Genomic DNA, 23751 nt, shown 5'->3' with positions numbered 1-23751 from the left:
GAAAAATGCCCGATTATGAATTGGAAAGATGGTATACAAACAAGAAGTTGCAAAAGGATTCTGGTAATTCTTTTGGGATTATGTTTACTTGCTTCGGACGCACCGGCTGTATTATCGCAAAAAAATATACATGAAATAGATAGTTTGCAGCAGGTGCTATCCCGATCTGCAGATCCGAAACAAAAGATTTCTATTTTGTCTTTGCTATCTGATTTATCACAGGAATCGCCAATACGTCTTGACTTTTTAAAACAACAATTAAATATAGCATTGCGGATAGATTCTGTAGAAGCGATTTATGCATCGTTAGGTGGTTTGGTTGAATACTATTATAATTTGAGCGGTGGTCGTGATAGTATGATCTACTGGATAGGAAAAATAGACTCGCTAATTTTGATACGGAAAGAATATCCGGATGTTTTTTATGAAGCGAAAAGTCTTTTGGCACAATCCTTATTGTGGGATAAGAATTATGAGATGGCATTGGATGAAGCGACTAAACTGTACCGGTTGGTAGAAAAGCACAAATCTCCATATGGTATGGCTCGTTGTACAGAAACATTAGGCCTGATTTACCAACGAATACGGCATGACGATGAAGCGATTGATGCATTTGATGATGCCTTGAAACAAATATTGAGTATTGGAAAGAAAGATTATTCTTTGATACGGCTTGCTTCTTATCAGGCGGAAAGTGCAGTTCGTACGACACAATTTGAGTGGGCGGAAAAAATATTGCAACGCTACAGATTTTTTATAGATGAACAGGCTAAATTGAATGAACAGGTCGGTGATATTTGTCTTGTAGAGCGGGAATATTGGTTATTGTATAGTTTTTATACGAGCTTATATTTGAAGGAAAATAAAATGGACAAGGCTAAAGAAGCATTGGACATGGCTACTAAATATAATGGAAATATCCTAATAGAAGGTGACTATGCGCTTAATACCTATTTGGCTGTTAAGGCACGTTATTATGAACAAATAGGAAATCACACGTTGGCACTCCATTATCTGGATGAGGTCTTGAGAACAGAACGTTTACCTGAAGACCTGAGAATGAAAGCTGATATATTGAACCATCTGGGACGATATAGAGAGGCATTGGTGTTGTGTGACGAATTGTATGATATAGCATTGCAAGAAAACAATGAAACATTTTTTCGGCAAATCAATCAATTACGTGCTTTTCATGAGCTACGCGAAAAAGAAAAAAAAGAACATGAATTGCAGCTGAGTAATCAACGGATGGAACATCAGAAAAAACAACTTGTTTTTTCAGTTTCGCTTTCTTTGGTACTATTGATTGTCTTTTATGTATTGCTCAGGTATTATAAACGTACCCGTCAATTGAAGAATGAGCTATTACATGAAAAGGATGCCCTGCTTGAATCTGAAAGTAATTTATTAAAAGAGAAAAAGAGTGCAGAAAATGCCAGTCTTATGAAAAGTGCTTTTCTTGCCAATATGAGCCATGAGATACGGACACCTTTGAATGCAATTGTAGGTTTTTCAGGTTTATTAGTGGAACCTTCTGTTGAGGCGGAAGAACGGGAGGAATATATTCATATTATTAAGAATAATACGGACTTGCTGTTAAACCTGTTGAATGATGTATTGGATTTGTCGCGTATAGAGGCCGGTGATATGACTTTTAACATAAAAAAATATCAATTGAAGGAATGTTGCCAAATGGCATTGGACAGTGTTCGTCACCGCGTGTCTGGGAGTGTGAAGTTGACATTTACTCCGTCTCCGGAAAATATAATAATATCTACGGACACATTGCGTTTGCAACAGCAGTTGACTAATTTATTAACGAATGCTGCAAAATTTACTCAGCAAGGGGAGATTAACCTGTCTTATCGGTTAGAGCCGGAGGGTAATAAAGTACGTATAGCCGTAACTGATACCGGATGTGGCATTCCTCTTGAGAAACAAAAAGATGTGTTTAAGCGTTTTGAGAAATTAGATGATTATAAACCTGGCGCCGGTTTGGGACTTTCTATTTGCAGTATCATAGCCGACCGTTTAGGTGGAACCATCTTTGTTGATTCTGAATATGTGGATGGTGCCCGTTTTGTCCTGGTATATCCCTGTGAAGTAGTATAAAGAAGATAGATACTCTATAGGCTCTCTAGGATTGTATCTACATACAAAATACAGATACTTTTGATTTCTAAAAAAGAACGGTTACTTTTTAAAAATTGTCGGCTTCTTTTCCTAAAAAGATACCGACAATATTTTCTTTTGATGATTATAGTAATTGCTTTTGATATATGTTGTTTTTTATTTTTATAGCTGTCAGTTTATATTTTTATAATTGTCAAAAGAATATTTCATTGGTTACTTTTGGGAGAAACATCGAGATGATTTTTAAAATCATCGTATTAAATTTTAAGAAAGCAGAGGTCAAAAAAGAAAAGGCTGTCAAATACGTTTCATAAAGTTTCAGGGGGTTGCATATTCTGCATAAGAAGTACGAATCAAAACATAAAAAAAGGGACTGTCTGATTAAAGACAGTCCCTTCCATTTCTTTATCGGTGTAAAATTATCTTGGGCGAGCTTCTTTTACTACCATCTGGCGGCCTTCAAATTCTGCTTCGTTCAATTCTTCGATAGCTTTTTGAGCAGCAGCATCGTTAGACATTTCAACAAAAGCAAAGCCTTTAGATTTACCGGTTTCACGATCTTTGATGATTTTTACGGATTCAACAGATCCGTATTCTTCCATAACTTGTTTTAAATCATCTTCCCGAACACGATAGTTCAGGTTTCCAACATAAATGTTCATAAAATAGAAAATTAAAAAAATAAATTGTTACTAATGAGAAAAAAGTAAAAAACCGGAATTCGTAACAGTGAGTGATAATTCGACAAGTAACAAGTAAATGAAGAAATAAAAAAACAATGTTATGTACGTCCAAGGCCTGTACCTTTTTACACCACAAAGGAATACATTTATTTTAGAAAAACAATAATTTAGCCTCAAAAAAATATGCGACCTTCTAATTTTATGCGGCTTATAACAATTTATGCAAACAATTTGCGATATTAAAAGAATAAAACTAATTTTGCACCCTAAAATTTGATACGACTATTAATTAAATAAATCATTCAGAATGAACGTTTCGCTTAAAAACATTGATGCTACCAAAGGCATTGTGAAATTGGAAATAGTACCTGCTGATTATGCTGAAAAGGTGGAAAAGAGCCTGCGCAGCTTCCGTCAGAAAGCAAATGTACCGGGTTTCCGTAAGGGTATGGTACCGATGGGTATGGTAAAGAAGATGTATGGTAAACATGTATTGGTTGAAGAAATCAATAAGCTGGTTTCTGAAAATCTGTATAACTATATCCGTGAAAACAAACTGAACATTTTGGGCGAACCTCTGCCTAACGAAACAGAACAGAAAGAAATTAATTTCGATACACAGGATGAATTTGAATTCTGTTTTGATGTGGCTTTTGCTCCTGAAATCAAAATAGCATTGTCTAAGAGTGATAAAGTTCCTTATTATCAGGTTGTTATTGATGATGAAATGGTAGGCAAGCAAATAGAGTCTTATCAGGCAAACTATGGCGCTTACGATGAAGTAGAAGACGTTGAAGAGAAAGATTTGATAAAAGGTACAGTTGCAGAACTTGAAAACGGTGCTCCGAAAGAAGGTGGTATTGTTGTAGAAGATGCTGTATTAATGCCGATGTATATCAAGGATGAGGCTGAAAAGGCTAAATTTATCGGTGCTAAGAAAAATGCTGTAGTTATATTCAATCCGAATAAAGCTTACGAAGGTGCTGAATCTGAGATTTCTTCATTTCTGAAAGTAGACAAGAGTGCGGTTGCCGGTATTACTGGTGATTTCAGTTTTGAAATTAAAGAAGTAACCCGTCATAAGAGTGCAGAAGTGAACCAGGAACTGTTTGACAAGGTCTTTGGTGAAGGCACAGTAACTAGTGAAGAAGAATTTAAAAATAAAATCCGCGAAGCTATTTTGGAACAATTCACTCCACAAAGTGATTTTAAATTCCTGACAGATACACGCGATCTATTGGTAGAAAAAGCAGGCGAACTTTCTTTTGCAGAAGATTTGTTGAAACGTTGGTTGCTTGTAGCTAACGAAAAGAATACCAAAGAAAAAATTGATGAAGAATATCCTCAGATTATCAATGATTTGAAGTATCATTTGATAAAAGAAGCATTGGTAAAAGAAAACAACCTGAAAGTAGAAGATGCAGACATTGAAAACTTTGCAAAACGTGTAGCTAAGGCTCAGTTTGCTCAGTATGGAATGCTTTCTGTTCCGGAAGATGTGTTGAGCAACTATGCAAAAGATATGTTGAAGAACAAACAGACTTTGCAGAATATTATTGACCGTGCCGTAGAAGAAAAATTGGCAGAATGGTTGAAAGGACAGGTTGAGCTGGATACAAAAACAATGACAGTCGAAGAGTTTAATAAACTTTTTGAATAATCGTATATCAGAAAAAGCAGCTTTTGAGTTGCTTTTTTGTGCGTAAAAGGGGCTTTCTCTCTAAAAAATATCTTACAGGATAGCAAATAAGTTGTTTCTTTCAGAAATTTATTTATAACTTTGTTATTCCGATAAGCTTGAGAGGAATCCCTTTTTTTATGGTTTTTCGGCAATAATTTAGACTAAAGATTATGGAAGATTTCAGAAAGTATGCAACAAAGCATTTAAGGATGAATGGCAACGCACTGGATAGTTATATGAACATTACCAGTAGTTATATTTCTCCTACGATTATTGAAGAACGCCAATTGAATGTAGCCCAGATGGACGTTTTTTCACGGTTAATGATGGACCGTATTATTTTCTTAGGTACACAGGTTGATGATTATACAGCAAATGTAATTCAGGCACAATTATTATATCTGGATTCAAGTGACCCGGGAAAAGATATTTCTATCTATATTAACTCTCCCGGTGGTTCTGTATATGCAGGCTATGGTATCTATGATACGATGCAGTTTATCAGTAGTGACGTATCTACGATTTGTACGGGTATGGCTGCTTCTTTTGCTGCTGTATTATTAGTTGCAGGTACCAAAGGAAAGCGTATGGCTTTGCCCCATTCCCGCGTAATGATTCATCAGCCGCTGGGAGGTGTACAGGGACAAGCTTCCGATATTGAAATTACGGCTCGTGAAATCCTGAAAGTAAAAAAGGAGTTGTACACAATTATATCTACCCACTCGGGAAAACCGTATGAGGAAGTGGAGCGGGATAGCGACCGCGATTACTGGATGACAGCAGAAGAAGCTGTAGCATATGGTATGGTAGATAAAGTCCTTGTTCGTAATAAGTAATATTAATGTAAGGGCAGAGCATTGCTTTGCCCTGTTTAAAAAACAAATACGGAATGACCAAAACAGGGGATACCTGTACGTTCTGCGGGCGTAGTAGCCGGGACGTTAATATGTTGATTAACGGAATATCGGGCGCTATTTGTGATGAATGTGCACAGCAGGCGTATGAAATTGTAAAAGAACAAAAACCCGGGGCGAAGAGCTCTTTCGGCTTAAGTCGTGACCAGCTTCCTAAACCCGAGGATATAAAGAAATTCCTGGATCAGTATGTGATAGGGCAGGATGATGCAAAGCGTTATTTGTCTGTATCCGTATATAATCATTATAAACGTTTGATCCAGAAGGTAACATCGGATGATGTAGAGATCGAGAAGTCAAATATTATTATGGTAGGAGCTACGGGTACCGGCAAGACTTTGCTGGCTCGTACAATTGCTAAATTGCTTCATGTTCCGTTTGCTATAGTGGATGCAACCGTATTGACCGAAGCCGGTTATGTGGGAGAGGATATTGAAAGTATATTGACCCGTTTACTGCAAGCAGCTGATTATGATGTGGACTCGGCTCAGCGTGGCATTGTCTTTATTGATGAAATCGATAAGATCGCCCGTAAAAGCGATAATCCGTCTATTACTCGCGACGTGAGTGGAGAAGGTGTGCAGCAAGGGCTGTTGAAGTTGCTGGAAGGTTCTATTGTAAATGTACCGCCTCAGGGTGGACGTAAGCATCCGGAACAGAAAATGATAGCGGTGGATACGAAGAATATTTTATTTATATGCGGAGGTGCTTTCGATGGAATAGAGAAGAAAATAGCCCAGCGTTTAAATACTCATGTAGTAGGATATACGGCAACAACGGAAACGGCTCAGGTAGACCGGAACAATTTACTGAAATATATTACGCCTACGGACTTAAAATCATTCGGACTGATACCGGAAATTATAGGTCGTCTGCCTATTCTGACTTATCTGAACCCGTTAGACAGGGCCACATTGCGTAGTATTTTGACGGAACCAAAAAATTCAATTATTAAACAATACGTCAAATTGTTTGAAATGGATGAAATAAAACTTACATTTGATGAGGCTGTTTATGAGTTTATAGTGGATAAAGCTCTTGAATTTAAGCTTGGGGCTCGTGGTTTACGTTCCATTGTGGAAGCCATTATGATGGATGCTATGTATACGATGCCTTCGGCAAACGAAAAGTCGCTTCACATAACAGTGGAGTATGCGAAGGAAAAGTTTGAGAAATCGGATGTAAACCGTTTACAGGTAGCTTAGTTGGCGGTAAAAAATATAATTGAGTATGGCAAAAAAAGATCATTTAACAGAGGAGCTCAAAAAGTATTTTGGTTTTGATACCTTTAAAGGTACTCAGAGGGCGATCATCGAAAATGTGCTGGCAGGAAAGGACACATTTGTGTTGATGCCGACCGGTGGTGGGAAGTCTTTATGTTATCAGTTGCCTTCTCTTATGCTGGAAGGTACGGCTATTGTTATTTCCCCGTTGATAGCACTTATGAAAAACCAGGTGGATGCCATGCGTAACTTCAGTGAGGAAGATGGGATAGCCCATTTTATAAACTCATCTCTGAATAAGTCGGCAATAGACCAGGTAAAGGATGATATTTTATCTGGAAAAACGAAATTATTGTATGTAGCTCCCGAGTCGTTGACAAAAGAGGAAAATGTGGAATTCCTTCGTCAAGTAAATATCTCGTTTTATGCAGTGGATGAAGCACACTGTATTTCGGAATGGGGACATGATTTTCGTCCGGAATACCGTCGTATCCGTCCGATTATAAACGAGATCGGTAAGCGTCCTTTGGTGGCTTTGACTGCAACGGCAACACCGAAAGTACAACATGATATCCAGAAAAACCTGGGTATGATTGATGCCTCTGTTTTTAAATCTTCTTTTAACCGCTCCAATTTATATTATGAAATCCGCCCGAAAGGTGCCAACATAGATCGTGAGATAATTAAATATATTAAATCCAACGAAGGAAAATCCGGAATTATTTACTGCCTGAGCCGTAAGAAAGTGGAAGAGTTTGCCGATATTTTGAAAGCAAACGGAATAAAAGCACTGCCTTACCATGCAGGTATGGATTCCCAGCAACGTTCGGCCAACCAGGATGCGTTTCTGATGGAACAGGCTGATGTGATTGTGGCAACAATCGCATTTGGAATGGGAATAGATAAACCGGATGTTCGTTATGTAATTCATTACGACATACCGAAAAGTCTTGAAGGATATTACCAGGAAACCGGACGCTCCGGGCGTGATGGTGGTGAAGGGCAGTGCATCGCCTTTTATGCTTATAAGGACTTGCAGAAGCTGGAAAAGTTTATGCAAGGGAAACCTGTAGCAGAGCAGGAGATAGGTAAGCAGTTGTTGTTGGAAACAGCGGCTTATGCTGAAACTTCAGTATGCCGCCGGAAAGTGTTATTGCATTATTTTGGTGAGGAATATCTGGAAGATAATTGTGGTAATTGTGATAATTGTTTGAACCCCAAAAAGCAAGTGGAAGCAAAAGAATTATTAAGTGCAGTACTGGAAGTTATCGGTACATTGAAAGAAAAGTTTAAAGCAGAATATATTGTAAACATGTTGGTGGGTAATGAAACCTCCGAAATCCAGTCTTATAAACATAACGAGCTGGAAATCTTTGGTTCAGGACAGGATGAAGATGAAAAAACATGGAATGCTGTTATCCGCCAGGCTTTGATTGCCGGATATCTGGCTAAAGATATAGAAAATTACGGTCTGTTAAAAATAACGCCCAAAGGAAAAGACTTTATTAAGAAGCCCGTTTCGTTTAAGATTACCAAGGATAACGAATTTGATGAAGAGGAAGAAGAAGCTCCGGTTCGTGGAGGTGCAACTTGTGCCGTAGATCCTGTTTTATATTCCATGATGAAGGATTTGCGTAAGAAGTTATCCAAACGTCTGGAAGTTCCTCCTTTTGTTATTTTCCAAGACCCCTCATTGGAGGCTATGGCAACAACTTATCCTGTAACTTTGGATGAATTGCAGAATATCCCAGGGGTAGGAGCCGGTAAAGCGAAACGTTATGGCAAAGAGTTTGTCGAGTTAATCAAGAAACATGTAGAAGAGAATGAAATAGAACGTCCGGAAGATCTTCGTGTACGTACTGTTGCAAATAAATCCAAATTGAAGGTGTCCATCATACAACGTATAGACCGTAAGGTGGCATTGGATGAAATCGCAATGACGAACGGACTTGAATTTAACGAACTGTTGGATGAAATCGAAGCTATTGTTTATTCCGGTACCCGTATCAATATTGATTACTTCCTGAATGATGTGATGGATGAAGACCATGTGGAAGACATCTATGAATATTTTAAGGATTCGGAAACAGATGGTCTGGATGATGCGATTGAGGAATTGGGCGGGGATTATACGGAAGAAGAAATACGTCTGGTTCGTATTAAATTTTTGTCTGAAATGGCAAATTGATTATAAACTCTATTGATAATGTAAATCACACCAATTATAAAAAACACTAATTTAATAGGGACTCATACTTTTTTAGTTAGGTATCCGTTAGATTAGTGTTATTTTTGTAACCTGATTTTCATGTAGTAACGATAGTAAGGAGAATCAGACCTTATTAAAGGGAGAAAAAATAAAGAAATAGTTAAGAGATAGTTATGAGATATTGCTTCATTTTTATAGCATTTGTATCTTTGCTGTGTTCTTGCAAGAATACGCAGCCGGTAGAAGATTCGGATGCATTGGTAAGAGTGAAGGATCGTGTCCTTAGGCGTTCTGAAGTTGTAGATCAGATACCACGTGCGGTTTCCTCTGCTGACAGTTTACTGTTTGCGGAAAATATTATGAAGAAATGGATAAAGGATGCCTTGGTTTATGATGTGGCGCTACGCAATCTTGGAAATGAAAAAGAGGATGTTGACAAATTGGTAGAGGATTATCGTCGTTCATTAGTCCGTTACCGTTACCAGGAACGTTTGGTACGGGAAAAACTATCGGCAAGTTTGAGAGAAAGTGACAAACATAAGTATTATGATGAAAATCAGAAAAAGTTTGTTCTTGACAAAGCTCTGATAAAAGGCTTGTTCCTGAAAATACCGGCAGATGCTCCGGGACTTCCGAATGTAAAGGACTGGTATCGGTCAACTTCTGAAGCATCACTGGAAAAAATAGAAAAGTACAGTGTGCAAAACGCTAGCATTTATGATTACTTTTATGATAAATGGGTGGACTTTGACGAGATTATGGATAATATACCTGTTCATGTTGCCAATCCGAATGAGTTTTTGAAAACGCATAAATTTGTGGAGGTAGCAGATAGCAGTTATTGTTATTTGTTGAATATAAAAGAATATTTGCCGGTAGGAAGCATTGCACCTTATGAGTATGCCGGACCGCAGATAGAAGAGATGTTGACAAACTTGCGTAAGGTGGAATTCCTGAAAAAGTTTGAAGATGAGTTGTATAACGATGCTGTGAAAGATGGTGATGTACAGTTTTATACAGAGCCATAAATTGTAAATAATAGAATGATATATATATGAAAAAGATTTTAGCTGTATTTTTTCTTACCTGTTTATCTTGCGCTGTAATGGCACAGGAGAATGTGATAGATGAAATTGTGTGGGTGGTAGGAGATGATGCTATTTTGCGTTCAGATGTCGAATCCCAGCGGTTGTATTTGCAGAATGAAGGTCAACGTTTTGATGGTGACCCATATTGTGTGATTCCGGAAGAAATGGCAATTCAGAAATTATATCTGAACCAAGCAAAGTTAGATAGTGTGGAAGTGGATGAGAACCAGGTTATCCAGCAAGCAGACCAGTGGGTAAACTGGGCGATCAACCAGATTGGTTCAAAAGAAAAAGTGGAAGAGTATTTTAATAAAAAAATATCTCAGATAAAGGAAGAACAGAAAGAGAAGTTCCGTGAGCAGCAGACTGTACAGCGTATGCAGCGTGAGCTTGTTGGGGATATAAAACTGACGCCTTCCGAAGTTCGCCGGTATTATAACAACTTGTCTAAAGATAGTTTGCCAACAATTCCTACTACTGTGGAAGTGCAGATCATCACGATGGAACCTAAAATTCCACTGGAAGAAATCGATGCTATTAAAGCCCGTTTACGTCAGTTTACAGATGATGTAAATACAGGCAAGTATGAATTTTCCACACTTGCCCGTTTATACTCGGAAGACCCGGGTTCTGCAATGAAGGGTGGCGAGTTAGGCTTTACAGGTAAAGGTTTGCTGGCTCCTGAATTTGCCAATGTGGCATTTAACTTGAATGATCCGAAAAAAGTATCCCAGATTGTACAGACAGAGTACGGCTATCATATTATCCAGTTAATAGAAAAGCGTGGCGACCGTATCAATTGCCGCCATATTTTGTTGAAACCGAAAGTTTCGGAAAAAGAACTGACAGCTACTACGGCTCGTATGGACTCTTTATATAATGATTTGCAGGATAAGAAGTTTACTTTTGAGGAAGCTGCTACATTCCTGTCTTCAGATAAGGATACCCGTAATAACAAAGGGTTGATGGTAAACCTGAAATCAGAAGGGAATAATAATGGGACACCTAAATTCGAGATGGCGGAATTGCCTCAGGAAATAGGTAAGATTGTCGATAATATGGAAGTGGGTGATATATCCAAACCTTTTACCATGATTACTGATAAACAGAAAGATGTGGTTGCCATTGTCAAACTGAAAAGCCGTGTAGAACATCATAAAGCAAATTTAGCAGACGATTATCAGGCATTGAAGACAATCGTTGAAGCTAAAAAACGTGAAGAATTATTGAAAAACTGGATTGTTAAAAAGCAAAAGTCAACTTATGTGCGTATAAGTGACGGTTGGCGTAACTGTGATTTTAAGTATCCAGGTTGGATTAAAGAATGAGGACTTCAAATAAATTTGTTTTTACAACCCTATTTTTCTGCTTGTTAGTCTGTGTCTTTGCCCAGACTCAAGTTTCGGGTACTTCTGGAATGGGGGTGCCTCAAGATACTATTAAGCAGGATACCAGTAAAGCTGTTAAGAAAACAAAGATTTTTCTTGAGCATACAAATACTTTATCATTTGATAAAGCCGTTAATCCGGATGCCCAGGTTCTGGTTGGAAATGTTTGTTTCCGGCACGATAGTTCCTATATGTATTGCGATAGTGCTTACTTTTTTGAGCAGCAAAACTCATTGGAGGCATTTAGCAACGTGCGTATGGAACAAGGGGATACTTTGTTTGTATACGGGAATTATCTTTTCTATGACGGAAATACCCAGATTGCTTATTTGCGTGAAAATGTCCGTATGGAGAATGGACAGGTTACGCTTTTTACCGATAGCCTGAACTACGAGAGAATACCGGATATCGGTTACTATTTTGAAGGTGGGATGATTGTCGACTCCCTGAACCAGTTGTCTTCATTTTATGGACAGTATTCTCCTGCTACAAAGCTGGCTATATTTAATGATAGTGTCCGCCTTGAAAATTCTGATTTTACCTTGTATTCCGATACGCTTCATTATCAGACCGATTCAAAAATAGCAACGATCTTAGGTCCGTCTATTATAGTATCAGACAGCGGTACGATTCATTCTACCCGGGGGTGGTACAATACGATAGATAATACTTCTTTATTATTAGACCAGTCGTGGGTTGAGTCCGGAGAGCGTATCCTGATGGGGGACTCTATTTTTTATGACCGTGCGTCTGGCTTTGGTGAAGCATTTGGTAATATGAGCCTGATAGATACCGCAAAACATGTTACCCTGAAAGGTGAGTACGGCTTCTTCAATGAAAAGACAGATTATGCTTTTGCAACGGATAGTGCCCGTATGTTGGAATATTCCCAGGGGGATACTTTATACCTGCATGCGGATACCTTGGAAATGATGACCGTCGATTCCATTTACCGTGAAATAAAAGCTTTTTATGGTGTTCGTTTCTATCGTACGGATATGCAAGGCGTATGCGATTCCATGCAGTTTAATACCCGTGATTCGGTTCTTTATATGTATAAGGAACCTGTATTGTGGAATGAACAATATCAAATGTATGGCGATACGATAGCGTTATTCATGAACGACAGCACTATCGATTATGCCCATGTTATCCAGTTTGCATTTGCAGCCCAACATCTCGATTCCACCTATTATAACCAATTGAAAGGGAATGATTTGAAGGCTTATTTCGAGAACCAGGCAATTAAACAGATTGATGTGGCAGGAAATGCGGAGTCTATTTTTTATCCGCTTGAAAATGATGGCGCGAAGATCGGTTTGAATGCTACGAAAAGCGGTTTCCTGACAATTTGGATTAAGGAGAATAAGCTGGATAAGTTGAAAATATGGCCAAGCCCTGTGGGAAGTCTTACGCCTATCCCGGACCTGAAACCCGAACAGAAAACTTTGAAAGATTTCTATTGGTTTGATTATTTGCGTCCTAAAAACAAGGATGATATTTATCAGGTCGTTAAAAGAAAATCAAGTGAGACTCCCAAAAGAAGCAATAAATTTGTACATTAGCAGTCGTATAACAATTTAAATATAAAGTTATGGCACTTTTCTCATTTTATAATGTTCGCAAGCCTCGCCAGTATGAACATAAACCTATTTATTGGGATCCCCATAAAGAGGCTATGGAGAAACGGATTCAAGCAGTGAAGCAGGAAATGGGACTGGAAGTACCTGAGGAAGAATATAAACCTTCGATAAAAGGTACTTTTATTGAAGGTACTTCACACCTGAAAAAGAGTCACGACAGGGGCAATGACTCCCGCAGCCGCACTTATAAGAATGTTAAATTGTTGCTTGTATTGGGTGTATTGGGAGTATTGTTCTGGTATTTGTTTATTTCGTAATGAGTGATATAATACATTTACTTCCCGATAGTATTGCCAACCAGATTGCCGCAGGAGAGGTAATTCAGCGACCGGCATCAGTCGTAAAAGAGTTGGTCGAAAATGCAATAGATGCCGGAGCCAGTCAGGTTCAGGTCAATATAAAAGATGCCGGACGTACCTTAGTCCAGGTTATCGATAATGGAAAGGGTATGTCTGAAACTGATGCCCGTATGGCTTTCGAACGCCATGCAACTTCCAAAATATCCAAAGCAGACGATCTTTTCTCCCTTCACACAATGGGGTTCCGAGGTGAGGCACTGGCTTCTATTGTTGCCGTTGCCCAGGTAGAACTACGTACCCGGCTGCAAGGTTCGGAGTTAGGTACACATTTGGTTTTCTCCGGTTCAAACCTGGAAAGTATAGAGCCGGATGCTTGTAACGAAGGAAGCTCATTCTCGGTTAAAAACCTCTTTTTTAATGTTCCGGCACGCCGTAAGTTTTTGAAATCGAATGAAACGGAATTTAGGAATATCATTGCAGAGTTTGAACGGATAGCACTGGTTAACCCACAAGTGGCAATGTCTCTTTATCATAATGATGCCGAGATATTTAACTTGCCTGAATCCGGATTACGCCAGCGTATTATCAATATCTATGGAAAGACGCTGAACCAGAAATTGCTCTCTGTTGATGCGCAAAGTTCGTTAGTTACAGTTTCCGGTTTTGTAGGTCGTCCTGATTCAGCCAAGAAACGCGGTGCTTTGCAATATTTCTTTGTAAACGGACGTTTTATGAAGCATCCGTATTTTCATAAGGCGGTGATGCAGGCATACGAACAGCTTATTCCGGCAGGTGAACAACCTAATTATTTTGTCTATTTCACCCTCGACCCGGCAACAATCGATGTGAATATCCATCCTACCAAGACGGAAATCAAATTTGAGAATGAACAACCTATCTGGCAAATCCTGATGGCTGCTGTCCGTGAGGCATTGGCTAAGTCGAGCGCCATACCTACCATCGATTTCGATGTGGAAGACGCTATAGATATTCCAGTCTATAATCCGGTAAAAGAAGCTGAAAGCTATAAGGCTCCTCATGTGCAGGTGAACTCCGGGTATAATCCCTTTGAAAATACATCCTATAAAAAGCCGGAATTTGACTGGTCGAAGCTATATAAGGATTTTGAAGAAGACCGTTCGGCTGCGGTAGAGGCGGAACCGGAAATGTTTGAGGTTCCGGAAACGGTTACTCCTGATATAATAGATGCCGATGAAGTTGTACAGCCGGATACTTCCGATAGCTTATTTACCGAAGTATCGAATCTTTGCTATCAGTATAAAGGACGTTATATCATAACCTCCTTGAAATCCGGCCTGGCTTTGATAGACCAGCACCGTGCGCATGTACGAATCTTGTTCGACCAGTATATACAGAATATCAGGCAGCAGAAGGGAGCTTCCCAGCAAATCCTGTTTCCTGAAATGATAGAATTTACCCCGATAGAAGCAGCAATTGTTCCTGCTTTGTTGGAAGACCTGCGGTTTATCGGTTTTGATCTGACTCACTTGGGAAATAACAGTTATGCCATTAATGGTTTGCCTGCCGGTCTGGAGAATCTGGACATGGTGGCATTAATCCGGGATATGGTGGACCGTGCAATAGATACGGGTTGTGAAGTACATGAAGAAATATGCAACTCATTGGCCTTGTCGTTGGCAAAGGCAGCAGCGATTCATCCTGGGAAAACGCTTTCGGCGGAAGAGATGGATCATATTATCGCTTCACTTTTTTCCTGCCAGGATTCGAACCTTACTCCGGACGGAAAAACAATCATTTCCATGTTGATGGATGACGAGATAGAAAAAAGGTTTAAATAAGTTTGTTTTATACCCGGAAGGGGGAGTAAAACAAAACATAGGTGTTTTAAAATTAAAACATATATCTTTTGAATGCAAAGCATATATGTTTTGAAATTAAAACACCTATGTTCTTAAAAAGACCTTTACAATGCCTATGCAGAAGTGGAAATTATTCCCACTCTATAGTTGCGGGCGGCTTGGAGCTAATGTCATACACTACGCGGTTTACTCCTTTTACCTTATTGATGATTTCGTTGGAAACCTTTGCAAGGAATTCATAAGGCAACTGTGCCCAGTCGGCAGTCATTGCATCAGTAGAAGTAACGGCACGTAATGCAACCGTATTTTCATATGTACGTTCATCACCCATTACACCAACGGAACGGATAGGAAGCAGGATTGCGCCGGCTTGCCAGATTTTGTCATATAAACCCCATTCGCGCATCAGAGACATATAGATGTCGTCTGCATCCTGAAGAATACGAACCTTTTCAGGAGTGATGTCGCCCAAGATACGGATACCCAGACCCGGACCCGGGAACGGATGGCGTTTAATCAAGTGCGGTTGCATACCCAGTTCGATACCTACACGGCGAACTTCGTCCTTAAACAACAGGCGCAAAGGTTCAACCAGCTTCAAATGCATCTTTTCAGGCAGGCCGCCTACATTGTGATGACTCTTGATAACCGTACCGGTGATAGACAGGGATTCGATAACATCCGGATAGATAGTACCTTGTCCCAGCCATTTGATATCTTTTAATTTGATTGCCTCTTCGTTGAATACATCGATGAAGCCTTTTCCTATAATCTTACGTTTCTTTTCAGGATCGCTTACGCCGGCCAGTTCACCATAAAACTTATCTTTTGCGTTTACACCAATCACATTCAAGCCCAGGTGTTCATAATCCTTCAATACGTTTTCAAATTCGTTTTTGCGGAGTAATCCGTGGTCAACGAAAATACAAGTCAGGTTTTTGCCGATAGCTCTGTTCAACAGTACAGCAGTAACAGAGGAATCAACACCACCGGAAAGAGCCAGGATTACTTTATCGTCACCCAGTTGTTCTTTCAGTTCGGCAACTGTCGATTCGATGAAGGAAGCCGGAGTCCAGTCTTTGGCACATCCGCAGATATTCAGGAAATTGTCCAGCAACTTCGTCCCGTCTGTTGTATGGAATACTTCTGGATGGAACTGTACACCCCAAGTCTGTTCGCCTTCTACATGGTAAGCTGCCGCCTTCACATCGTCTGTGCTGGCAATCACTTTGAAATGTTCGGGAAGAACAGTAATGGTGTCTCCGTGCGACATCCAGATTTGAGAACCTGTACTGATACCTTTCAGCAAAGGATCTTCATTGTCGATATACGATAGATTGGCACGTCCGTATTCGCGAGAATTAGCCGGTTCAACGTTTCCACCGGATGTATATGCCAGGAACTGCGCTCCGTAACAAATTCCTAAAACAGGATATTTACCGCGTATTTCGCTCAGGTCAGCTTTAAATGCATTTGCATCATACACTGAATAAGGGCTTCCGGAAAGGATTACCCCTTTAACGTCTGTAGCATCGTGAGGAAATTTGTTATAAGGAACAATCTCGCAATACATGTTCAACTCACGGACTCTACGTCCTATTAATTGAGTTGTCTGCGAGCCGAAATCAAGAATAATAAGTCTCTCGTGCATGCAAATTATTATTATTTAATTGAGTGGCACAAAGGTAGGAATAATATTCGGATTGTTTGTTATAGATAATGGATTTTGATAGCTCCGGAACAGGGTTGGGAATCTATTTAAAAAATAACACTCTTAAAAAATGTATAAATGCAAGGGATATATTTCCTTACATCTGATTAAAGATTACCTTTGCATGTTCATTTTAGAGATGACCGTAATGGATACAGAAAAGAAAGAAACAAAAGAGATAAATAAGATGTCGCTGCTTATTATGGCAGTGATTTTATTAGCGTTAATTATTGCGGGTGCTGCTTATTATATTTACCACCAGAAGCAGCAAATGAATGATCTGGTCCAAATGTACGATTTGGATAAAGAAACACTCCAGGATGAATTTAACGAATTATCCCTGCAATATGAAAATTATAAATTCAGTGTGGGCAACGATTCCCTGTTGAATTTATTATCTACCGAACAAGCTAAAGTGCAGCGTTTGCAGGAAGAACTTCGTACGGTAAAAGCAACTAATACGAAAGAAATTTCGCGCCTGAAAAAAGAATTGGAAACCTTACGTAAGATTATGCGTAATTATGTTATCCAGATTGACTCCCTCGACCGTGTAGCCAAACAGCTGACTGTTGAAAAGAATGAAGCTGTAAGAAAATACCAGCAGGCAACTTCTACTGCTTCCTCCTTAAGAAAAGAAAAGGAGAAACTGACCGAACGTGTAACCTTGGCAAGCCGTCTGGATGCTACGGGTATTAACGTTACTCCGGTTAACTCGCGTGGCAAGTTGGCGAAGACTATCAAGAAGATGGAACAGTTCGTTGTCGATTTTCGTATTGCCAAGAATATTACAGCTCCAGTCGGAGAAAAGACAATCTACGTACGTATCATGAAGCCGGATGATGACATTCTGGTGAAGAGCCGTGCCAATGTATTTACATTCGAAGGAAAAGAAATAAACTATTCTATGAAGAAACTCGTAGAATATGAGGGTGAAGAATTGCCTGTTACGATGTACTGGGATATAGAGGAATTCCTTTCTCCCGGAACTTACCGTGTAGATGTTTTTACCGATGGAAACCTGATCGGTCGTAAGAACTTTACATTAGAAAAATAAAAATGGAGGTGAAGGCTCATTTCGCAAGGCTTTTGGCAGATATACCGGAAGCTCTTGCGCGCAATGAGGTTTTTTTGAGCGAACTGGAAAGCCATGCAAAGCTCGTGTATGTGAAGAAGGGTGATTACCTGCTTCGTACAGGACAGTTGTGTCAGGACGCTTATTTCATTAATAAAGGCGTCTTTATCAATCTGTTTATAAATGATAAAGGAAACGAATGTGTAACAGGTTTTGCTTCCGAACATCAGTATCCTTTTCTTTCTGCCATTGGGTATTTCACCCAGCAACCTTCTGATTTTGAGATCAAAGCGGTAGAATCGGGCGAGTTATTATGTTTTTCGCGTGCCCATATAGAGGACCTTTCTTTGCGGTATCCGCTTTTTGCCTCTTATTATCAGAATATTATGTTAACCATTATCTCCAAACTTTATACAATGTTTGCCATCCGCCAATCTTCAACTGCGGAAGAATTTATCAAGTATCTCTACACGCATTACAAGTGGATTATAAACCGTGTACCCGATAAATATATAGCTCATTATATGGGAATTAGCAATACCTGGTATTGTAAATTGAAGAAACGCATCTTTAATTGAATTAATTCAACTTTATATTTAAACCAAACCAGTACTTTTGTCCTCAAATTCATATATTTGTTCTCTGACATATTTGTTATAGTTATAAGAGGTATGGATGTAATGATTAAAAACCGGTTTTTCCGATTAAAATAAATATAAAGATGAAACGGATTGTTGTATTGGCGCTGTTGCTTATTTCTTCTGGCTATGCCAGTTCGCAACGCACACTAACGTTAGAAGAATGTCGTAATTTGGCTATTCAAAACAATAAAGAATTGCAGATTTCCGGCGAGAAAGTGAAAGTAGCCGACAATGAAAAGAAGGCGGCCCTGACTAAGTATTTCCCCCAGATTTCAGCAATGGGAGGATATATGTGGAACCAGAAAGACTTTAACCTGCTCGATATGGGAGCTTTAAGCTCTTCGCTGGGGTCAGCATTGGGACCGATAGCCCAACTCCCTGCATTCAATAAACTTATGGACGGTGTAAATAGTGTCCAGCATCTGGATATCCAGAATGTGTGGATTGGCAGCGTATCGTTGGTACAGCCTGTCTTTATGGGCGGAAAGATTGTTTCTTACAATCAGATAACCAAATATGCAAAGCAACTGGCCGAATCGATGAATGATTTGCAACTCCAGGATGTTATCTATAAAACGGATGAAACCTACTGGCAGGTAATTTCTTTAATCAATAAAAAGAAACTGGCGGATGCTTATGTCGAATTGCTTCGTAAGACAGACCATGATATAACAGCTATGATTACCGAAGGTGTAGCAACGGAAGCTGACGGCCTTTCTGTAAAAGTAAAGCTGAATGAGGCAGAGATGGCTCAAACGAAAGTCGATAACGGATTGGCATTATCGCGTATGCTCCTTGCTCAGGTCTGTGGATTACCACTGGATGAATCTTTTGCTTTGGCTGATGAAAATATAGAAAGTTTACCAGCCATGTCATCGGAGGCAGCAGCAGATGTGAGTGAGGCATTTATGAACCGCGACGAGTTGAGGAGCCTTGACCTGGCCTCTAAAATCTATAAGCGGAAGGAACGTATTGTATTGGCGGACATGTTGCCGAATGTGGCATTTACAGCGAATTATTTAGTAACTAATCCGAACGTGTTTAATGGGTATAAAAACGAATTTGCCGGAATGTTCAATCTCGGGGTTATGGTAAAAGTCCCACTGTCCGGTTGGTGGGAAGGTTCGTTGAAGCGGAATGCGGCACGTGCCGAAACACGTATCAAGTCTCTGGAGCTGGAAGATGCCCGTGAGAAGATAGAATTGCAGGTGAACCAATCCGTATACAAAGTGAACGAGGCAAATAAAAAGGTGATCGCTTCTTCACGCAATATGGAAAATGCAGAAGAGAACTTGCGCCATGCCAACTATGGATTCGAGGAAGGTGTGATTCCTGCCTTGAATCTTATGCAGGCACAGACAGCTTGGGTTTCCGCCCGCTCCAGCCTGATCGATGCACAGATCGAACAGAAGCTGGCAAATGTCTATCTGACAAAAGCAATGGGTAAACTTTCCGTAAATAACGAAGAAGAATAATAACAATAAAAATATACATAAGATGAACGAGAATAAGAAGTTTTCGATCAGTAACATGCTCTTGGCATTTATCACGGTTTTAGTTGTGATCGGATTAGTTGCATTAACCGGTTTCTTTCTTTTGACACCTCCCGACGATATAATCATGGGGCAAGCAGAAGCTACTCAGGTTCGTATTTCCGGTAAAGTACCCGGACGAATAGAGGCATACCGCTTTGGCGAAGGAGACAAGGTGAAAGAAGGCGATACACTGGTGTTCCTGAATACTCCGGAAGTATTAGCTAAACTTCAGCAGGCGGAAGCTGCACAAAAAGCTGCCGAAGCACAGAATGCCAAAGCTATAAAAGGGGCACGTGTGCAGGAGATTGCTGCTGCTTATGAAATGTGGCAGAAGGCACAGGCCGGCCTGGAAATCGCAAAGAAATCATATACCCGTGTACAAAACCTGTATGACAAAGGCGTGATGTCTGCTCAGAAACGGGATGAAGCGGAAGCAAACTATAAAGCGATGGTGGCAACAGAAAAAGCGGCTAAGTCACAATACGACATGGCACAGTCCGGTGCCCGTACGGAAGATAAGGCAGCAGCTGCAGCTTTGGTTCAGCAGGCAGGCGGTGCAGTTGCGGAAGTCGAATCTTACCTGAAAGAATCTGCTTTGGTTTCTCCGATTGACGGCGAAATTTCCGAACGTTTCCCGCAGGTGGGTGAGTTGGTCGGAACCGGGGCTCCTATCATGAATATAACAGACCTGAATGATATGTGGGTTACCTTCAGTGTACGTGAAGATTTATTGAAGGATATCAAAATCGGTTCCGAACTGAATGCCTTTATTCCTGCATTGGATAACCAGGAAGTGAAGCTGAAAGTCTATTATATGAAAGATTTAGGTTCGTATGCAGCCTGGAAAGCCACAAAAACAACCGGTCAGTATGATTCGAAGACATTTGAAGTCCGTGCGCGTCCATTGGAAAAAATCAAAGACCTGCGTCCGGGAATGTCTGTAATCATGAAGAAGAAGGGAAATGATATATTATGACATTCGAAGAAAGTTTACATAGTATCGGTAGAATTGCCAAACGGGAAATAATCCGGCTGACCAGTAAGCCGATTTATTTCTTCTGTATGCTGATTGCACCGGCTATCTGTGTCATCTTTTTCCTTTCACTGATGCGCGATGGCTTGCCGACAGACATGCCGATTGCCGTTGTGGACTTGGATGGCTCGGCTACTTCCCGAAATTTAATCCGGCAGTTGGATGCCTTTGAACAAACGAAAGTGGTGACAAAGACTGTTTCGTTCGATGAGGCACGTACCGAGATGCAAAAAGGAACTGTTTACGGTATTTTTTATATACCCAAAGATTTTGGTGTAGATGCAGTAGCCGGCAGACAGCCTCGTTTGTCATTTTATACGAATGCAACCTATCTGATAGCTGCTTCCCTATTGTTCCGGGATATGAAAACCATGTCCGTCCTGGCTGGTGCTTCCGTCGGTTTGCAGACCGGGTTGGCAAAAGGATATACGAACGACCAGATAATGGCACAGCTTCAACCGATTGTAATCGATACGCATGCTTTGGGGAATCCCTGGTTGAACTATTCGGTTTATTTGAATAATACACTTTTGCCGGGAGTCCTGCAATTGATGATTTTTTTAATAACGGTGTTTAGCATCGGTACGGAAATCAAATATTCCACATCACGCGAATGGTTGCGGATGGGAGGCAATTCGCTGACAGTAAGTTTGCTGGGTAAGTTGTTGCCACAGACAATTATTTTTACCATAATAGCCTTCATGTTTAGTGCGGCACTGTATGGATTTAATTCGTTCCCGTTGCATAGCGGCTGGGGACCTATGTTGCTGGCTATATTCCTGCTTGTCATCGCTTCGCAGGCGGTAGGCGTTTTTATGATTGGCGTATTGCCGACATTACGGTTGGGATTGAGTTTTGCCAGTTTATTCGGCATGATTGCCTTTTCCATCGTCGGTTTTTCATTTCCGGTATTGGGTATGGACCCTACATTGCAGGCTTTGTCCGACCTTTTTCCGCTTCGCCATTATTTCCTGATTTATGTGGATCAGGCATTAAACGGGCGGGATATATTCTATTCATGTACTGAATATATTTGGTTGCTTGGTTTTCTGATTTTACCGTTCCTTATTGGCAAAAATCTGAAAGAGGCATTATTATACTTTAAATATATTCCGTAAAACGTAGTGTTATGAAGAGAGAAAATCGTTTACGATATATAATAAAACAAGGTATAGAGGACACCTTTTTTATCTGGAAAGATGAATTGAAGAATGTGTTCAAAGACTCCGGAGTGATGATATTCTTCTTTCTGGTTCCTTTGGCGTATCCGCTGTTATATGCCTTTATTTATAATAATGAAGTCGTACATGAGGCAAAGATGGTAGTGGTAGATCCCTCTGATTCCTATTTAAGCCGCGAGTTTATACGGAAAGTGGATGCTACGCCGGATGTGAAAGTCATATCCGTATGTACAGATATGGCAGAAGCGAAAAAGATGCTGGATGAGAAGAAGGCATATGGTATCCTGTCTTTCCCGCCGGAGTTTAGTAAGGATTTGCATAAGGGCAAACAGGTTACAGTCTCCTTATATTGCGATATGAGTAGTCTGCTGTTTTACAAAGCATTCTTATTGGCCTCGACGGAAGTGTCGTTGGAGATAGGAAAGGAGTTGAGGGCCCATAATTCAACGGCGCCTTCAAGCAAGGCTGAAGAGATATTACTGGAACCTATTCCTTACGAGTCTGTAGCCATATTTAATTCACAGAACGGTTTTGCCAGTTTTCTGGTACCGGCCATACTGATATTGGTACTTCAACAGACGTTGATTTTAGGTATAGGCATGTTGGGCGGAACTGCGCGGGAAAAGAATCGTTTTCGTAGTCTGGTTCCAATTAGCCGTCATTTTAACGGGACGTTGCGAATTGTATTTGGCAAGTCATTGACTTACATCTTGCTTTATGTTGTAGTGTGTCTTTGGGTGTTAGCAATAGTACCAAAGATGTTTTCGCTGCCACAAGTGGGTGAGCCGTGGACTGTAGTCCTGTTTGTCTTGCCCTATCTGTTTGCTTGTATATTTATGGCAATGACTCTATCGGGATTTATGAGAAGCCGTGAGTCTCCAATGCTGGTATTTGTTTTTACTTCGGTTATTTTGCTGTTTATTTCCGGTGTGTCCTGGCCGAAAGAAGCGATTCCTCCTTTCTGGCAAGTCGTGGGTTATGCCTTCCCTTCAACTCCGGGCATTCAGGGATTCATACGGATTAATACTACAGGAGCTACATTGAATGAGGTGGCACATGAATACCATACACTTTGGGTACAGGCCGGAGTCTATTTCATTACAGCTTGTATGGTGTACCGTTATCAGATTATAAAAAGTCGTAAGCTAATCATTACCCAGTACAAGTATATGAAGATGCATCAGGCTTTGCGTAAGAGTACTATCGGATAGTACGGAGTTTCAAGAAAGTTCCAAGCTGTGAAACAAAAAGTTTCATGCGGTTGAAACAAAAAGTTTCAGCCGTAGAAACTCCGGGTTTCAAAGTATGAAACTAAAAATAAGAAAGAGCTATCTTTAAAGTTGATAAGGGAAGCCAACAATACAAACGAAGCGCAGATTTATGCAGACTAATTTAATGATTAGATACTACCTGCATAAATCTGCGCTTTCCGTATTATCGATATTCTGTAGTTGTTTTTGTATTTGGATATCTGTA

General features: G+C 40.1%; 18 protein-coding genes. 16 read left to right on the top strand and 2 right to left on the bottom strand.

All coding sequences use genetic code 11. From position 1 onward, the window contains the following. Positions 1-15 precede the first annotated feature (15 nt). Entirely contained in the window at positions 16-2112 is a 2097-nt protein-coding gene (locus tag ACGE0T_RS15620) for a sensor histidine kinase (protein WP_459187537.1), read from the top strand. A 440-nt stretch (positions 2113-2552) separates the two neighbouring features. On the opposite strand, the gene ACGE0T_RS15615 is transcribed toward ACGE0T_RS15620, so the two are convergent. Beyond that, positions 2553-2795, bottom strand: a complete 243-nt coding sequence (locus ACGE0T_RS15615) for an RNA recognition motif domain-containing protein (RefSeq protein WP_459187536.1) — start codon at positions 2793-2795, stop codon at positions 2553-2555. Positions 2796-3123: 328 nt separating this feature from the next. On the opposite strand from ACGE0T_RS15615, the gene tig reads away from it, so the two are divergent. From tig to mutL, 9 genes are all read left to right on the top strand, one after another. Continuing rightward, a complete protein-coding gene (tig, locus tag ACGE0T_RS15610; protein WP_459187535.1) occupies positions 3124-4476 on the top strand; it encodes a trigger factor in 1353 nt (450 codons plus the stop codon). 191 nt (positions 4477-4667) lie between these two features. After that, positions 4668-5333 carry an ATP-dependent Clp endopeptidase proteolytic subunit ClpP gene (gene clpP, locus ACGE0T_RS15605; RefSeq protein WP_459187534.1) on the top strand — a complete coding sequence of 222 codons (666 nt, stop codon included), beginning with the start codon at positions 4668-4670 and terminating at the stop codon, positions 5331-5333. Between the two features lie 53 nt (positions 5334-5386). After that, positions 5387-6616 (top strand): ATP-dependent Clp protease ATP-binding subunit ClpX, encoded by a 1230-nt coding sequence (clpX, locus tag ACGE0T_RS15600; RefSeq protein ID WP_459187533.1) that lies wholly within the window; start codon positions 5387-5389, stop codon positions 6614-6616. A 25-nt stretch (positions 6617-6641) separates the two neighbouring features. Then, the gene (gene recQ / locus ACGE0T_RS15595) at positions 6642-8822 is read left to right on the top strand and encodes a DNA helicase RecQ (protein ID WP_459187532.1); all 2181 of its coding nucleotides are present in this window, start codon (positions 6642-6644) and stop codon (positions 8820-8822) included. Between the two features lie 194 nt (positions 8823-9016). Next, positions 9017-9871 (top strand): peptidyl-prolyl cis-trans isomerase, encoded by an 855-nt coding sequence (locus tag ACGE0T_RS15590; protein WP_459187531.1) that lies wholly within the window; start codon positions 9017-9019, stop codon positions 9869-9871. 26 nt (positions 9872-9897) lie between these two features. Then, positions 9898-11259, top strand: a complete 1362-nt coding sequence (locus tag ACGE0T_RS15585) for a peptidylprolyl isomerase (protein ID WP_459187530.1) — start codon at positions 9898-9900, stop codon at positions 11257-11259. Positions 11260-11348: 89 nt separating this feature from the next. Beyond that, the gene (locus ACGE0T_RS15580; protein ID WP_459190489.1) at positions 11349-12884 is read left to right on the top strand and encodes an OstA-like protein; all 1536 of its coding nucleotides are present in this window, start codon (positions 11349-11351) and stop codon (positions 12882-12884) included. Positions 12885-12913: 29 nt separating this feature from the next. After that, positions 12914-13219, top strand: coding sequence for a hypothetical protein (locus tag ACGE0T_RS15575; protein ID WP_459187529.1), 306 nt, complete (start codon positions 12914-12916; stop codon positions 13217-13219). Further along, the gene (gene mutL / locus ACGE0T_RS15570) at positions 13219-15081 is read left to right on the top strand and encodes a DNA mismatch repair endonuclease MutL (RefSeq protein ID WP_459187528.1); all 1863 of its coding nucleotides are present in this window, start codon (positions 13219-13221) and stop codon (positions 15079-15081) included. The genes ACGE0T_RS15575 and mutL overlap by 1 nt, the downstream gene beginning before the upstream one ends. Positions 15082-15232: 151 nt before the next feature. Here the strand turns inward: mutL and guaA are convergent, their stop codons facing one another. Then, entirely contained in the window at positions 15233-16753 is a 1521-nt protein-coding gene (gene guaA, locus ACGE0T_RS15565; RefSeq protein WP_459187527.1) for a glutamine-hydrolyzing GMP synthase, read from the bottom strand. Positions 16754-16961: 208 nt separating this feature from the next. Here guaA and ACGE0T_RS15560 point away from each other — a divergent pair, with 208 nt between their 5' ends. The 6 genes from ACGE0T_RS15560 (at position 16962) to ACGE0T_RS15535 (ending at position 23486) form a co-directional block, all read left to right on the top strand. Continuing rightward, on the top strand, positions 16962-17867 hold the full coding sequence (locus ACGE0T_RS15560; RefSeq protein ID WP_459190488.1) for a hypothetical protein: 906 nt from the start codon (positions 16962-16964) through the stop codon (positions 17865-17867). A 2-nt stretch (positions 17868-17869) separates the two neighbouring features. Then, positions 17870-18463 carry a Crp/Fnr family transcriptional regulator gene (locus ACGE0T_RS15555; protein ID WP_459187526.1) on the top strand — a complete coding sequence of 198 codons (594 nt, stop codon included), beginning with the start codon at positions 17870-17872 and terminating at the stop codon, positions 18461-18463. Positions 18464-18606: 143 nt separating this feature from the next. Further along, entirely contained in the window at positions 18607-20001 is a 1395-nt protein-coding gene (locus ACGE0T_RS15550) for a TolC family protein (protein WP_459187525.1), read from the top strand. Between the two features lie 22 nt (positions 20002-20023). Next, on the top strand, positions 20024-21037 hold the full coding sequence (locus tag ACGE0T_RS15545) for an HlyD family secretion protein (RefSeq protein WP_459187524.1): 1014 nt from the start codon (positions 20024-20026) through the stop codon (positions 21035-21037). Next, a complete protein-coding gene (locus ACGE0T_RS15540; protein ID WP_459187523.1) occupies positions 21034-22212 on the top strand; it encodes an ABC transporter permease in 1179 nt (392 codons plus the stop codon). Before ACGE0T_RS15545 ends, ACGE0T_RS15540 begins: the two co-directional genes overlap by 4 nt. 11 nt (positions 22213-22223) lie before the next feature. Then, on the top strand, positions 22224-23486 hold the full coding sequence (locus ACGE0T_RS15535) for an ABC transporter permease (protein WP_459187522.1): 1263 nt from the start codon (positions 22224-22226) through the stop codon (positions 23484-23486). The last annotated feature ends 265 nt before the right edge of the window (positions 23487-23751 follow it).

The organism is Parabacteroides sp. APC149_11_2_Y6 (genome assembly GCF_054506995.1).
Note: the sequence above shows the minus strand (reverse complement) of the source record. Positions and strands in the feature narration are given on the sequence as shown.

Coding starts and splice junctions, on each gene's coding strand:
- clpP (WP_459187534.1), top strand. CDS start 4,668: ATGGAAGATTTCAGAAAGTATGCAACAAAGCATTTAAGGATGAATGGC.
- ACGE0T_RS15545 (WP_459187524.1), top strand. CDS start 20,024: ATGAACGAGAATAAGAAGTTTTCGATCAGTAACATGCTCTTGGCATTT.
- ACGE0T_RS15585 (WP_459187530.1), top strand. CDS start 9,898: ATGAAAAAGATTTTAGCTGTATTTTTTCTTACCTGTTTATCTTGCGCT.
- recQ (WP_459187532.1), top strand. CDS start 6,642: ATGGCAAAAAAAGATCATTTAACAGAGGAGCTCAAAAAGTATTTTGGT.
- clpX (WP_459187533.1), top strand. CDS start 5,387: ATGACCAAAACAGGGGATACCTGTACGTTCTGCGGGCGTAGTAGCCGG.
- guaA (WP_459187527.1), bottom strand. CDS start 16,753: ATGCACGAGAGACTTATTATTCTTGATTTCGGCTCGCAGACAACTCAA.
- ACGE0T_RS15550 (WP_459187525.1), top strand. CDS start 18,607: ATGAAACGGATTGTTGTATTGGCGCTGTTGCTTATTTCTTCTGGCTAT.
- ACGE0T_RS15580 (WP_459190489.1), top strand. CDS start 11,349: ATGGGGGTGCCTCAAGATACTATTAAGCAGGATACCAGTAAAGCTGTT.
- mutL (WP_459187528.1), top strand. CDS start 13,219: ATGAGTGATATAATACATTTACTTCCCGATAGTATTGCCAACCAGATT.
- ACGE0T_RS15575 (WP_459187529.1), top strand. CDS start 12,914: ATGGCACTTTTCTCATTTTATAATGTTCGCAAGCCTCGCCAGTATGAA.
- ACGE0T_RS15590 (WP_459187531.1), top strand. CDS start 9,017: ATGAGATATTGCTTCATTTTTATAGCATTTGTATCTTTGCTGTGTTCT.
- ACGE0T_RS15540 (WP_459187523.1), top strand. CDS start 21,034: ATGACATTCGAAGAAAGTTTACATAGTATCGGTAGAATTGCCAAACGG.
- ACGE0T_RS15535 (WP_459187522.1), top strand. CDS start 22,224: ATGAAGAGAGAAAATCGTTTACGATATATAATAAAACAAGGTATAGAG.
- tig (WP_459187535.1), top strand. CDS start 3,124: ATGAACGTTTCGCTTAAAAACATTGATGCTACCAAAGGCATTGTGAAA.
- ACGE0T_RS15555 (WP_459187526.1), top strand. CDS start 17,870: ATGGAGGTGAAGGCTCATTTCGCAAGGCTTTTGGCAGATATACCGGAA.
- ACGE0T_RS15615 (WP_459187536.1), bottom strand. CDS start 2,795: ATGAACATTTATGTTGGAAACCTGAACTATCGTGTTCGGGAAGATGAT.
- ACGE0T_RS15620 (WP_459187537.1), top strand. CDS start 16: ATGAATTGGAAAGATGGTATACAAACAAGAAGTTGCAAAAGGATTCTG.
- ACGE0T_RS15560 (WP_459190488.1), top strand. CDS start 16,962: ATGGATACAGAAAAGAAAGAAACAAAAGAGATAAATAAGATGTCGCTG.